General features: G+C 37.0%; 9 protein-coding genes. 8 read left to right on the forward strand and 1 reads right to left on the reverse strand.

Annotation, left to right across the window (positions count from 1 at the left end; genetic code table 11):
• Nucleotides 1-87: 87 nt before the first annotated feature.
• The 7 genes from leuC (at nucleotide 88) to BC008_RS00270 (ending at nucleotide 9,942) form a co-directional block, all read left to right on the forward strand.
• Nucleotides 88-1,494: a 3-isopropylmalate dehydratase large subunit gene (leuC, locus tag BC008_RS00240; RefSeq protein ID WP_027846836.1), complete on the forward strand. Its 1,407-nt coding sequence runs from the start codon at nucleotides 88-90 to the stop codon at nucleotides 1,492-1,494.
• A 326-nt stretch (nucleotides 1,495-1,820) separates the two neighbouring features.
• A complete protein-coding gene (leuD, locus tag BC008_RS00245; RefSeq protein ID WP_027845924.1) occupies nucleotides 1,821-2,429 on the forward strand; it encodes a 3-isopropylmalate dehydratase small subunit in 609 nt (202 codons plus the stop codon).
• Between the two features lie 628 nt (nucleotides 2,430-3,057).
• A complete protein-coding gene (locus BC008_RS00250; protein ID WP_027845925.1) occupies nucleotides 3,058-6,144 on the forward strand; it encodes an ABC transporter transmembrane domain-containing protein in 3,087 nt (1,028 codons plus the stop codon).
• 223 nt (nucleotides 6,145-6,367) lie between these two features.
• Nucleotides 6,368-7,969 carry an HlyD family efflux transporter periplasmic adaptor subunit gene (locus tag BC008_RS00255; RefSeq protein ID WP_027845926.1) on the forward strand — a complete coding sequence of 534 codons (1,602 nt, stop codon included), beginning with the start codon at nucleotides 6,368-6,370 and terminating at the stop codon, nucleotides 7,967-7,969.
• A gap of 42 nt (nucleotides 7,970-8,011) precedes the next feature.
• Nucleotides 8,012-8,791, forward strand: a complete 780-nt coding sequence (locus BC008_RS00260) for a peptidylprolyl isomerase (RefSeq protein ID WP_027845927.1) — start codon at nucleotides 8,012-8,014, stop codon at nucleotides 8,789-8,791.
• Between the two features lie 433 nt (nucleotides 8,792-9,224).
• Complete coding sequence (locus tag BC008_RS00265) at nucleotides 9,225-9,542, forward strand: hypothetical protein (RefSeq protein WP_058182921.1); 318 nt, start codon at nucleotides 9,225-9,227, stop codon at nucleotides 9,540-9,542.
• A gap of 82 nt (nucleotides 9,543-9,624) precedes the next feature.
• Nucleotides 9,625-9,942 carry a hypothetical protein gene (locus tag BC008_RS00270; RefSeq protein ID WP_058182922.1) on the forward strand — a complete coding sequence of 106 codons (318 nt, stop codon included), beginning with the start codon at nucleotides 9,625-9,627 and terminating at the stop codon, nucleotides 9,940-9,942.
• 675 nt (nucleotides 9,943-10,617) lie between these two features.
• On the opposite strand, the gene BC008_RS00275 is transcribed toward BC008_RS00270, so the two are convergent.
• The gene (locus tag BC008_RS00275; protein WP_027844281.1) at nucleotides 10,618-10,923 is read right to left on the reverse strand and encodes a hypothetical protein; all 306 of its coding nucleotides are present in this window, start codon (nucleotides 10,921-10,923) and stop codon (nucleotides 10,618-10,620) included.
• A gap of 1,287 nt (nucleotides 10,924-12,210) precedes the next feature.
• On the opposite strand from BC008_RS00275, the gene BC008_RS00280 reads away from it, so the two are divergent.
• Nucleotides 12,211-13,665, forward strand: coding sequence for a hypothetical protein (locus BC008_RS00280; protein ID WP_027844280.1), 1,455 nt, complete (start codon nucleotides 12,211-12,213; stop codon nucleotides 13,663-13,665).
• Nucleotides 13,666-13,776 lie beyond the last annotated feature (111 nt).

Raw genomic sequence — 13,776 nt, forward strand, 5'->3', positions numbered from 1 at the left:
TAATCGTTCTGTGTAGCGATAATATATACAAAATCTATCGCAGATTAAAGAAGTCAATTGCTGTCATCATGAGCAACGGAATTGAGTATGAGCAAAGGTACATTATTTGATAAAGTTTGGGACTCACATACGGTCGGGGTGCTTCCTTCAGGACAAAAACAATTATTCATTGGGTTACACCTAATTCATGAAGTTACTAGTCCCCAAGCCTTTGCTATGCTACGGGAGAGGGGGTTAAAAGTACTATTTCCAGAACGGACTGTCGCCACTGTAGATCATATCGTACCAACAGATAACCAAGCCCGTCCTTTTAGCGATCGCCTAGCAGAAGAAATGATTCAGGCGCTAGAAGATAACTGTAAGCAAAACGGTATCACTTTTTATAATATCGGTTCTGGCAGTCAAGGAATTGTGCATGTGATTGCTCCGGAACAAGGACTTACTCAACCAGGAATGACCATCGCCTGTGGGGATAGCCACACATCCACCCATGGCGCATTTGGGGCGATCGCTTTTGGTATTGGAACTAGCCAAGTCCGGGATGTTTTAGCTTCTCAAACCCTTGCTCTTGCTAAGTTAAAAGTCCGTAAGATAGAAGTTAACGGTACTCTCAAGCCCGGTGTTTATGCTAAAGATGTAATTCTCCATGTGATTCGCACCTTGGGTGTTAAAGGTGGTGTCGGATATGCCTACGAGTATGCAGGTACTACTTTTGAGCAAATGAGCATGGAAGAACGGATGACCGTTTGTAATATGTCCATTGAAGGTGGTGCTCGTTGCGGCTATGTTAATCCAGATCGAGTTACCTATGAGTATCTCAAAGGTAGAAAATTTGCACCCCAAGATTCCGAATGGGAAAAAGCTGTAGCTTGGTGGGATTCTATTCACAGCGATGCTGATGCTGAATATGATGATGTAGTAGTTTTTGACGCCAGTGAGATTCCTCCAACAGTTACTTGGGGAATTACACCCGCACAAGGTATTGGGATTAATCAAGCAGTACCAACCACTGAAGAATTACCTGCTGACGATCGCTTCATTGCAGAGGAAGCCTATAGCTATATGGATTTAGCTCCTGGTAAACCGATCGAAGGTACCAAGGTAGATGTTTGCTTTATTGGTAGTTGCACTAACGGACGAATTAGCGATTTACGTGAAGCTGCAAAAATAGCTGAGGGACATCATGTAGCTCAAGGGGTCAAAGCATTCGTTGTTCCTGGTTCTGAATTGGTGAAACAGCAAGCCGAAGCGGAAGGTTTAGATAAAATTTTTCAAGCAGCAGGATTTGAGTGGCGCGAACCTGGATGTTCTATGTGTTTAGCAATGAATCCCGACAAGTTAGAAGGAAGACAATTAAGTGCATCTTCCTCAAATCGCAACTTTAAAGGAAGACAAGGTTCAGCTTCTGGTCGGACTTTACTAATGAGTCCAGCAATGGTTGCAGCTGCGGCAGTAAAAGGCGAAGTTTATGATGTCCGCGAATTATTGAATTAATTTTAGGGATTGGGGATTAGGTATTGGGGATTGGGGATTGGGGATTGGTTATTCAATCTCAAACGCCAATTTCTTCCCATTACCACATTACCGTAAGGTGTGGGCTTTTGGCGTTGGTGAGTGCGTAATGCTTTTGGTGCAAATATCTACGAAAAATTAATGTTTCAATAACTTAATTTCTTGATTAGCATTCTCTATTCAGCAACGCCGGGCTTTTACTTATTACCTGTTATCTATTACCCATTACCCATTACCCATTACCCATTACCCATTACCCATTACCCATTACCCATTACTCACTACTCATTACTCATTACTTAATCCAAATGACAAGCGAAGTTAAAGCTATTTCTGGACGCGGTATTCCTTTAGTCGGAAATGATATTGATACTGATCGCATTATTCCGGCGCGGTTTTTGCGTTGTGTAACTTTTGATGGTTTGGGCGAACATGCTTTTGAAGATGATAGGAAAGCTTTAGCAGGAAAACATCCATTCGATCAACCCCAGTACAAAGGTGCAAATATTTTGGTTGTTAATCGCAACTTTGGCTGTGGTTCATCACGGGAACATGCACCCCAAGCCATATCTAAATGGGGTATCCAAGCTTTAATTGGTGAAAGTTTTGCTGAAATCTTTTTTGGTAACTGTGTGGCGATGGGTATTCCTTGCGTCACTATGGATCCTGAAAAAGTCAAAGAGATACAACAAATTTTAACTAACAATCCTCAAGCAGGGGTGAGCATAAATCTAGAAATGATGCAGGTACTATGCGGTGATTTTTCTGCATCGGTTTCAATCGATCAAGGTGCCCGAAATATGTTTATCTCCGGAACTTGGGATGCTTGCGGTCAGTTAGTAGCTAATGCAGGTAGGATTCGGGAGACAGCGATGCAATTACCTTATGTAAGTTGGAGTAATTTGGCTGCAGGTTAGTTAAGATTTTGATATTTTCTGGTACTAAATAGTCTTATGTAATGTGGGCGAATGCCCACTTTTTATTAATTTACTTGCAGATACATATCATAGTTGTAATTGAATATGTATTCAAAGTTATGACTCTTGAATAAAATTAATATTTTTTTATCAAGAGTCAGAATTTAGTTGCTATTAATCTCTACATATACCTGAAACACTTGTTTACAGCTTTTGTAACACTTCTGTAACAATACGCCAATACCCCACAAAACCCCCCTTTTTTTTCCTTCCGATAATGGGAACATTAAGTTGTGATGAACCACAAACCCAAAATGTATGAGCTACCGTACTCCAACTAATTTGAAAACTTGAGTTTTCGCCAAATTATTTTAAAAATCAGGATGTATTTTAGGTTAATATCGGGGCTGCTTTTCTGTTCCATGATATCTGTTAGGTCATCACTAAAATAAACAATCAATATCTCATTTTTACAAATTATTACTGATACAAACGAGTAAAGTTGTGTCAAGGGAATATAACACTTTTATCTGTTAATTAGCCCTCGATATCTTTAGGGCTATTACCGCGAATATGCTCCTGATCGACATAGCTAACTAAAAGTTGAATAAAATACAATATTTGACAGATGCCACCAATATTTTCACAAGTTGAACTGGGCGAATATATTGCCAAGGTGTTGGGTGAAGCACTCTCAGAACAAGAACTACAAAAATGCCTGCGGGTTATAGAAATTATAGAACCAGCAGTTGCGACTCAGTTTTGGCAAACAACAATTGCCGAGCCAGGTATATGCATAGTACTGGGGGGTAAAGTTCGCCTACTTGATGGGGCAGAGAATTTAATTGCAACCCTCCAAGTTGGTTCGTCATTTGGAGAAGCAACTTTATTTAGTGAAACTGAGTTTCAAGCTTATGCAGCAAGGTCTTCAATAGATTTGAAGCTTTGTTATTTTAAGCAAGAGGGAATTGACAATTTAATTAATGAATACCCCCAAATTCGCGATCGCCTAAGGAAGCGAGCTGAAAGTTGGGATTTACTGATGTTGTGTCGCCAAAATTCACAACTTCTGGGGAGTAATTCCACAGAAGCCACAATGCAAGCTTTATCATTATTTAAATCCCATCCTTTAAATACTTTGGATGAAATATTTTTTCCCAAGGAAGCCAAGTTGTGGGTACTGCGACAAGGAGAACTTATTAATTCTGAGGGGAACAAATTAAATCCTGGAATTATTTATGAATCTTCTGTTCTGGAAGCTAAAAATTGGCAAGCAACAAAGACTACAATCCTCTACAGTCTAAATGATTCTGATTGGATTGAAGCTCTAAAATATTGTCCGGCGTTAGCAAACTTTACTGAGTCTGAATTATCAGAAGAATCTGTAAAAGATAGACAAGAAGGACAAAATATTAAACTTAAGTCTTTACCAGACAGATTTAATAGAAGTACAAATGTAATTCCTTTTCGCCACCCAAGCAAAAAGCAGGTTAAAAAATCAGAAAAACAACCTTTATTTCCTACACCAAGGGTAAAGGTTAAACATTGGTGGGAACGTTTGACCAAAACCTACCCATTTTATGCCCAACAAAGTGCCTCGGATTGTGGTGCTGCTTGTTTAGTAATGATTAGTCGTCATTGGGGTAAACGTTTAAGTGCAAGTCGTCTCAGAGATTTAGCCAACATTAACCGCAATGGAGCATCATTACAAAGTTTAGCTGCAGCAGGAGAAAATATCGGGTTTGTAACTAGACCCGTCAAAGCTAGTTTTGATAAATTAGCACAGCAAAGTTTACCTTTAATTGCTCACTGGGAAGGCAAACACTACATTACCGTATTTGAAATTAATCGCAAACAGTTAATTGTATGCGATCCAGCCATCGGTCAACGGACTCTCACCCATAAAGAATTTAAAACTGGATGGACTGGTTATGCGTTGTTGCTCCAACCAACAGTTCAATTTAAGGAAACAGAAGAAGAGAGGAGTTCTTTATGGCAATTCTTTGAATTGCTCAAACCTCATACTAAAGTATTACTAGAAATTTTTGTTGCTTCTCTATTACTTCAAATATTTGGACTGATTACCCCAATATTTACCCAATTATTACTAGATAGAGTCATTGTTCAAGGTAGTACGGTGACCTTAACAGCTATTAGCTTGGGGTTAATTATTTTTGGGTTATTTCGCATAGTTATTAGCGCCCTGCGCCAATATATGCTGGCTCATACCGCCAATCGCGTCAGTGTAGCTTTATTAGTAGGTTTTATTAAACATACTTTTAGTTTACCCTTGGGGTATTTCGAGTCTCGTTATGTTGGCGATATAGTCTCACGCATCCAGGAAAACAAAAAAATCCAACGTTTTCTTACAGGGGAGACTCTGTCAATATTGCTAGATTTATTGACGGTGTGCATTTATCTTGCAGTGATGTTCTGGTACAACTGGCAGATGACATTGCTAGTACTATTGATTGTGCCTCCATTTTTTATCTTGGCATTCGCAAGTACTAATATTTTACGTCGGATGTCGCGGGAGATTTTTAATGCAGGAGCCGCACAAAGTAGTTATTTGATTCAATCTCTTACAGGCGTACGCTCAATTCGGTCAATGGCTATCGAGCAAACTGTAAGATGGCATTGGGAAGAACTACTCAATGATGCGATTAAAAAAAGCTTTCGGGCTGAAGTTATCGGTAACCGCTTACAAATTATCAGCGGTAGCATCGATACTATAATGACTACCGGATTACTCTGGTATGGTGCATCCTTAGTTATTAATAATCAGCTAACTATTGGACAGTTAATTGCCTTCAATATGTTGATGGGTAATGTTATCAGTCCATTCAAACGACTCTCTGTAGTCTGGAACCAATTACAGGAAATTTTTATTTCTGTAGAGCGAATTAATGATGTACTCGATGCAAAACCAGAAGAAGATTTATTATCCTCACCACGTAAACCCTTACCTAATCTTCAAGGTCATATTCGCTTTGATAATGTCACTTTTCGTTATCACCCGGAAAGCGAGATTAATATTCTGGAAAATATTAGCTTTGAAATTCAGCCCGAGCAGATGGTTGCAGTTGTCGGACGTAGTGGTTCGGGTAAAACTACCTTATCAAAGCTAATTTTGGGGTTATATCCCCCGAGTGACGGTAGAGTTTTAATTGATGGTAATAATATCACTGATATTGCTCTCAAATCTTTGCGATCGCAAATTGGTGTTGTCGATCAAGAAAGCTTTTTGTTTGGCGGTACAATTCGGGAAAATATCAGTATTGCTCATCCGGATGCATCTCTAGAGGAAATTATTGAAGCCGCTTCTCTAGCTGGAGCCCATGAATTTATTCAAGACCTACCCATGGGATATGAAACTGAAATTGGCGAAGGTGGAGGAATGTTATCCGGAGGACAGCGTCAACGTTTGACTATTGCTCGCGCATTACTAGGTAATCCTCAGCTATTAATTTTTGACGAAGCAACTAGTAACCTTGATGCGGAATCAGAACGTATTATTCAGAATAATCTCAAGACTATCTTGAAAGGTCGTACTAGTTTGATCATTGCCCATCGCCTATCAACTGTTCGGAATGCTGATATGATTCTAGTATTAGATCGGGGTGTAGTGGTTGAAAGCGGTACCCATGAAGAGTTAATAACTCAAAAAGGTCATTACTACTACCTTAACGAACAGCAATTGGCACAAGCTGGTTAGATATATACATAATTAATGCTGGTTCATTAAAACATAAATTCGACCCGCCGATGCCATAATTTTAGATCTTGCAGCAGTAAATAATTAGAAAAATAAAGCGAGTCTGTAAGGATTAGTTTTCTATGTGTGTTTTCATTGCTCGCACAACCATTATTTAATATGTGCCAGATCTATGGGATCTACTTGTTAATACCACTTGCTTACTTTATGAGGCAAAGTATTTATGCCACAACCATCACGCCATCACTATAACAATGATGCCCTTGCAAAATTGGAAATTAGAGAATTTCAATCTTCTACTATTTCTGGTAACTCTGAGGGAATTACAAATAATTTAATCCAAGAATGTAAGACCCATCAAGACATGGGTCAAACAGATCGAAAACCTCTAGGAAATGGAGATTGGCATTATGGTACGGAAGAATTATTAGATGCTTTACCGCGACTTTGGAGTCGTTCCTTGCTCTATCTGCTAGTAACCTTTACTGCGGTTATTTTACCTTGGTCAATGCTCTCTAAAGTTGATGAAACTGGTAGGGCAAAAGGACGTATAGAACCTCAAGGTGCGACACAAAAATTGGATACTCAAGCAGGTGGTAGTGTTAGTGCTGTTAACGTCAAAGAAGGAGATATTGTTAAGGCTGGTCAAGTTTTACTGGAGTTGAAGTCAGATGTAATCGAGAATCATCTCGAAGAAGTACAAGCAAGGTTATCTGGATACCAAAGCCAATTAGTACAACTAAAATTATTAAAGAATCAACTTCGGCTAACAATTAGCATTCAAGAACAGCAAAACCAATCTCAGCAATCGGAAAAAGTTGCCCAAATAGATCGGGCGCAGCAACAATTAGACTCTAAGCAAAATCTCTATAATATCCAAAAATTAGAAAAACAAGCTTTAGTTGAACAAGCAAAACAAAACGTTCTATCTACTCAGAACACCTACAAACTTACTAAAAATCGTTTGCGACGCAATCAAGCAGAAGTACAACGCTATCAAAAACTTTTTCAAGTAGGAGCAGTTCCACAAATAAAAATTGTTGAACTCGAGGATAAAGCTGAGGAGAGTCAGCAATTACATCAAAATTCTCTGTCTGAAGTCAAACAATCTCAACTACGCCTTAAAGAAGAACAGAATCGATATCAAGCAGTAATAAATCAAGCTGCTTCGGAAATCAAACAAGCCAAGCTTCGCCTAATCGAACAAAAAAATAGTTATAAAAGTTTGATTAATGGTGGAAAATTAGCATTATTGCAAACTCAGGAGCAATTGAAAGATATAGAACGCCAAATAATTCATTTGCGATCGCAAGCCTCTCAAGCTAAAAGTCAAAGTGCATCTTTACAAACGAGATTACAGCAGCATATAGTGCGCTCTCCAATTGACGGTATCATTTTTGAGCTACCTGTATCCAAAGCAGGAGAAGTATTACAGCCCGGTCAACGAATTGCTCAAATTGCACCCAAAAATGCTCAATTCATTCTCAAAGCTCACATACCAAGTCATGAAAGTGGTTTTGTGAAAGTAGGAATGCCGGTAAAAATCAAGTTTGATGCTTATCCCTTCCAAGAATATGGGGTAGTCACAGGTCAGGTAAACTGGATTTCGCCGGATTCAAAGCCTAAACAAACTTTACAAGGTAATATCGAAAGCTATCAGTTAGAAATCTCTCTTAATAAGCAGTTCATTGAAAATGGCAACAAACAAATCAATTTAACTCCCGGTCAAACTGCAACAGCAGAAATAGTTGTCCGTCAACGTCGGGTAATTGATTTTATTCTCGATCCTTTCAAAAAGTTACACAAAGGTGCTCTGGAACTTTAGTTATCTATCTCTAGAAATAATCCATTCAATAATACATTTGATATGCAAGATTCTTTATCAATTTCTAGCCATGATGCAATCCACTACATCAAAATCTCTTGTCAGCTTCCTGGAGTAATTGAAGCTATTGCTTCAGAGAAAATCATGACACAGGCTGCTCAAAAATTAGGTATTAAGGTGGAAGAAGCCCAAATACAACAAGAAGGCGATCGATTTCGGGCAGCTAAAAAACTGGTAAAAGCACAAGATACGTGGATTTGGTTACAACAGCATCATTTGTCTGTAGATAACTTTGAGGAATTGATTTATAAAAAAATACTCTCTCAAAAACTTGCAACTCATTTATTTGAGGATAAGGTTGAAAGTTTCTTTTTTCAAAACAAGCTTGATTATCTTGCAGCAGTTACCTATGAAATTATTCTCGATGACAAAGATTTAGCTTTGGAATTATTTTATGCATTACAAGAGGGTGAAACTACTTTTATAGATGTTACGAGGGAGTACATTTCTAACCCAGATATTCGTCGTACTGGTGGTTACCAAGGAATTAGACGACGAATAGATTTTAGACCAGAAATTGCATCTGCTGTATTTGCTGCTAAACCTCCACAAGCTATCAAGCCTATAACCACGAATCAAGGAGTCTATTTAATCTGGGTGGAGGAGATAATTCAACCAGAATTAGATGATAAATTAAGACAACAAATAATTACTGAATTGTTTAACACCTGGCTAAAACAAGAGATTTCAAGAATGCAAATAATAACTCAATTTGACTCCGTAGTAAATACTCAGAAATCACCCTTTGTGTTGGGTGCATAATTAAGTAACTTACATGTTAGAAAATCATCCTTAATTAATCTGTTTTTTTATTGTTTTAAGCAATATTATTTGAACGGTAAAAATAGAAAAAATTAATTAATTAATTAATTAAGTATTTTTCTGATTGTCTACTTTTAATATTCTGAGCTATTTAAAATAAATAGTTTTTATCTCATCGTTTGACCTATCTTCATGAAGTTAAATCTATACTTGGACAATGTTTATCATAAATATTGTCCATATTTTGCTGCTTAAAAAATGATGATTTTGTGTTGTATAAAAATGTCATAAAATTATATTTTTATTCCTAAAAAACATCTCAAATACTATTGTTTTTATTGAGTAATTGTTTTACATTAAGAATGTAAGAGAAAACAAGTTCTTTTCAAAAACTTTTCTCGTAAATAGCTTTTTTATTCCCAGGAGAAATACAATGAATATCTCTGATTTAAATCACTTAGAAGTGGTTGAGACATCTAGTGTTGTTGGTGGTACCAGCTATGGTTACACTACTTACGACAATGAATATATTAATGTTGATGTCAACTTTGATTTTGATAACAAATTTAAGAGTTTAGTTTATTTACAGGGTAATACTGCTTCTTCCAAATCACTTGCTGATGCACTCGGTCCTTACAGTAAAGCTGATACCTTCAATCAAACTAAAACTATAGCTGGTTACGGTTCTTCATCTGTTGGAATATCCGGCTCTGCATCTAGCTTCTACCCCTCTTACAACCCTTACCACTAAGAAGTTATTAGCGTAAGAGACAACTAACTAGTTTCTTTCAAAACTTTTCTCAAAACATAATTTAATTCCCAGGAGAAATACAATGAATATCTCTGACTTAAATCACTTAGAAGTAGTTGAAGTATCTAGTGTTGTTGGTGGTACCAGCTATGGTTATACTACTTACGACAATGAATATATTAATGTTGATGTCAACTTTGATTTTGATAACAAATTTAAGAGTTTAGTTTATTTGCAGGGTAATACTGCTTCTTCCAAGTCACTTGCTGATGCATTCGGTCCTTACAGTAAAGCTGATACCTTCAACCAAACTAAAACTATAGCTGGTTACGGTTCTTCATCTGTTGGAATATCCGGTTCTGCATCTAGCTTCTACCCCTCTTACAACCCCTACCACTAAGCAGAAGGTTTAAGTCAAAGCTAATTTGCAAACTGTAGGACTTAGGTTGTCATAGGGTAATGGATAATGGAAATTTATAGTATCATTCAGGGTTTTAATCCCAGGTATGTATGCTACCAACAAAATTTTTCATCCTCTCTAGTATCTCCAGTATTTTGGAAAAATCAGCCTGAGTCCTGATTTCAACTTCAAGCAAAGCTCCGTTCTACTTAGTAGATAATATTCCTAGTTCTGATTTATAAAAACTTAACTCATAGCAGACATATACTCTACTTTGTGAAGCAGCGCGGTCTTGGGGGTCTCCCCCATGAGCGACAACTGAACCCGTAAGGGTGTAAATCTGACATATATAGGCGGCTAATACTCTATTCCGGACATGAGATTTAAGGTCTGGAATAGATTTTTCATTAGGAGGGAAATATCTTATGTAGCAGTCCTAAATCATTTGTAAAAATAAATAGAATCGCTATATATAGAATTTATTCTTCTAATAAAATGTGTTTAAGTTGGTAATTTAATATAAATCCCTCGCACTAAATGAGCAAGGGTAAGTATGTACAGATATTGGCAGTTTTATAATTAGCAGAAAACTATTTTTGCTAGTATAGAAAATGTGGTACTAATAGATTTAAAAAAATCACTACGATCAGACCTATTTTTTATTATGTTCGATAACTATAAATTGAATCTGAAAAAATAAGAGATGCTAGTACTTGAAGCAAGATGAACAGTATTATTAGTTATTGCTGCGGCACTTGCATCAGCGAATGCAAAACCTCCTGAGAATAAATTCGTTTTATAATTTATAGTCGAAGTCTGAACATTTGTAGAAGATAAATCACCAAAAGCAACACCTGAAGCTATTGCAAAGCTTGAATATGGAGATGTTGTTGCGATAGCTTGAGCCTTAGCAAACATTCCTCCAAATATTTGATTTTTTTCTTCTACTATTCCTAAAAAATCTAAGTCATTAATAATCATCTTTCACAAAAGATATCATTTATATAATAAAATATTAACATGGATTTATGTTTAAATAATTGACTTCATTAGTGGCTAAACAAAAATTATAAATAAAATAATGAGAAATAAATCATATTTTTATATACAGTTAATTGATTGCATTTTATGAAAAATTCCAAAATTAATAAATTATTTAAACAACAAAATAAGTTCGACTTTTATTGTTTATTTAGACTTTTTTAATAACCCTTTTTACTATTTATATACATAATAGAACGCAAATATTTATTTAAAAATTACTTATTAAATTTGATTTACAAAAAATAAGATGCATCATACATTTATCTAATATTCTGTTTATATAATGTTTCAATGGATTGACATGTATGCGATTGCTAAATAAAGATAATTATTCTTAAATGAAGTTTTTGGGCGTTAGTCAAGCGTATTTATCTTAAAACATCTCTCTAAAATCTCACATTCATAGTTTTTAGGACTTACGCAAAATTAACCTAATGGCGTCATTACGTTAGCACGCACCTACAGTGTTCAGCGTAGCTGCGTCAACAAACAGCTTTGCTGCGGGCTAGCGACAGCGACGTATATGTCCTGCGGACACGCTATAGCTATAGCTGCGCTACTTACAGAGTCGCTACCTGCGGATCCGCTAACACGAAAACTCTGGGATTGTTATCTCCTAAACGGAGACGCCGTCTTCTGCGCTACCTTACGGATCCGCTAACCCTGCACTGCGTTTCGGTCGCAATGACAAATCTATGTCCTACGGACACGCTACGAAGACCGTTGCGTAAGTCCTGGTTTTATACGGGAACAGTTTTCATGGGAGAGTTTATAAACCTGAAATTTAGCTAGCAAATGAATATTTAATGTATTACCCAAGATAGATAATGGTGAATCAAGTATGGCTGGCTAAGAGTAAATAAAGATAATGCTAGTTTTTTATATCATGGGATTCCAAAATATAATGTACGGATAGGCTAGCAAAAATTATTTGCTCTTGTTACAAATAAACTAAGCTGGTCTCTAATCTTTGTGTTAATCTTATCCACAGGTGCAATTCTAGTATTTGCGATCTGCTAGTACGACTTCTGTTAAGTATTAATACTCTATATGCGCTGCAACGCCACTTGTGATCGTATTGTGCGATCTATTTTTTATCACCTTCAAAACAGGTAAAAGTATATCTTCATCAGAGAAATTTGAAAGATTGCTGTAATTCTCAAAGCCGGATATAAAAGAAAAATAACTTCGTATAAATACTATGTTTATAGAATCATAAATAACATGGAGAATTGTTCGCGTAAGCCGACACGAAAGTCATCAAAAAGAAAAGCCATCAAAAAAATTTATAAAAGAATCCAACAAAAAAGAATTCAACGCAAAAAAATTCACAAACGTCGCCAAAAGAGAATATCACTTTTTACAGCTTTTGCAATTGTATTATTGTTTGCTGGTGGTGCTCTTGCGATTACCTCTATTCGGATTGGTTTTTTATTAATTGTCAGACCAAGTGAGGTTCTCTGGGTCAATCATTTACTACCTGAATGGGCAAAAATTAAGGATGTAGATCTCGACTTACCCCAAAGTCGCAAACAAATCGAAAATGCTATATATCACCAAGGACAAATTGCAGGAAAAGTCTTACCCTTAGCAAAAACTACTGACCAATCCTTTCTACTTCCTATTTTTCAAAAAAGACCCAACTGTCAGTCAGATTGTCAGAAAATTGTTGAATTAAGGGCTTACAATCGTTCCAAGCGAACTGGAGAAACGCCAGAAAAATACTATGAAATGGTTGCACGCTTAGCAATTGATGGTCCAGAAGAATCTTTTGTTATCGCTCCCTTGGTAAATATTACTAACGAAACCCAAGGTGCTAATATTGCCTTACCCTTAAGTCAGATTGAGTCCTTTCGAGGAAATAATCTTCCACCAGGAAAGTGGTTTTATCTCCAGGGTCAGCATAATTCCGGCAACCACAGTGTGACTTACGGTCATATTATTTACTACAATCCAAAACGCAAACACTTGAAAGTAATGCAGCCTTGGAGTAGTCCATCAGGAGACCTTCCAAAATGGCAGCAAGTAACAGGGGACAAGATAAAAGAACTAGTTGTTAACCAAACAGTTGGTTTTGAGCCTCGAGTTCGCGTTTATCAGGCTAAGTACTTTAACTCTATTCGCAACCCAATTAGACTTCGCTCGATCACCCTTAAACCTCCAACCTTCAAAGATAGGGGTTACCAAAAAGCTTTACTAATTGCTCGCAAGGGTTTGTGGACTCCAGCCTTTAAGTGGTTACAATTTATCCAAAAGCAACACAAAGGCAAAATATCTGCAGATTCCATCGCTCAAATTGACTTAATTCGCTTGCACTCAGAACTTAGTACCAAGCAAGCAAATATCAATTGGGCAAGTCCCAGCCAACAAATACAAGTCTATTTAATTGATGGTCGCTGGGAAAAAGCTTTACAAGTATTTGAGAAGTCGCCAAGCAATTCCAAAGAAATAGTCAGCTTGCTCAAAGCAGATAGAGGTAGATTGTGGGATCGCGTTAAAGCCGCGCTACAAGTCAATCCCAATCGCCCCCAAGTTCAAACATGGGGGGCTCTAATTTTAGCTGCAAAATTTGGAGATTCGCGTGCAAAATCATGGTTAACAACGCAAAAAAGGTTAAATAAAAGTAACCTTGCACGCCTTGAAATTTTGCTGGCAAGACTTGAGGATGGGACAGAATAATTACAATAATGTCTTATTGCTGTCCTGGGAAGCTTTATCTGAAATTAGATGGATCTCCAATTAGAAGTGACATGCTGCCACACTCGCTGAATCAAATATGGGGTGGAAACA

The organism is Mastigocoleus testarum BC008 (assembly GCF_001456025.1).
In the GTDB taxonomy this organism is placed as follows: domain Bacteria; phylum Cyanobacteriota; class Cyanobacteriia; order Cyanobacteriales; family Nostocaceae; genus Mastigocoleus; species Mastigocoleus testarum.

Excerpts from the sequence above, each read along its gene's own strand:
- leuC (WP_027846836.1), top strand. The coding sequence starts at position 88 with ATGAGCAAAGGTACATTATTTGATAAAGTTTGGGACTCACATACGGTC.
- BC008_RS00265 (WP_058182921.1), top strand. The coding sequence starts at position 9,225 with ATGAATATCTCTGATTTAAATCACTTAGAAGTGGTTGAGACATCTAGT.
- leuD (WP_027845924.1), top strand. The coding sequence starts at position 1,821 with ATGACAAGCGAAGTTAAAGCTATTTCTGGACGCGGTATTCCTTTAGTC.
- BC008_RS00270 (WP_058182922.1), top strand. The coding sequence starts at position 9,625 with ATGAATATCTCTGACTTAAATCACTTAGAAGTAGTTGAAGTATCTAGT.
- BC008_RS00275 (WP_027844281.1), bottom strand. The coding sequence starts at position 10,923 with ATGATTATTAATGACTTAGATTTTTTAGGAATAGTAGAAGAAAAAAAT.
- BC008_RS00260 (WP_027845927.1), top strand. The coding sequence starts at position 8,012 with ATGCAAGATTCTTTATCAATTTCTAGCCATGATGCAATCCACTACATC.
- BC008_RS00280 (WP_027844280.1), top strand. The coding sequence starts at position 12,211 with ATGGAGAATTGTTCGCGTAAGCCGACACGAAAGTCATCAAAAAGAAAA.
- BC008_RS00250 (WP_027845925.1), top strand. The coding sequence starts at position 3,058 with ATGCCACCAATATTTTCACAAGTTGAACTGGGCGAATATATTGCCAAG.
- BC008_RS00255 (WP_027845926.1), top strand. The coding sequence starts at position 6,368 with ATGCCACAACCATCACGCCATCACTATAACAATGATGCCCTTGCAAAA.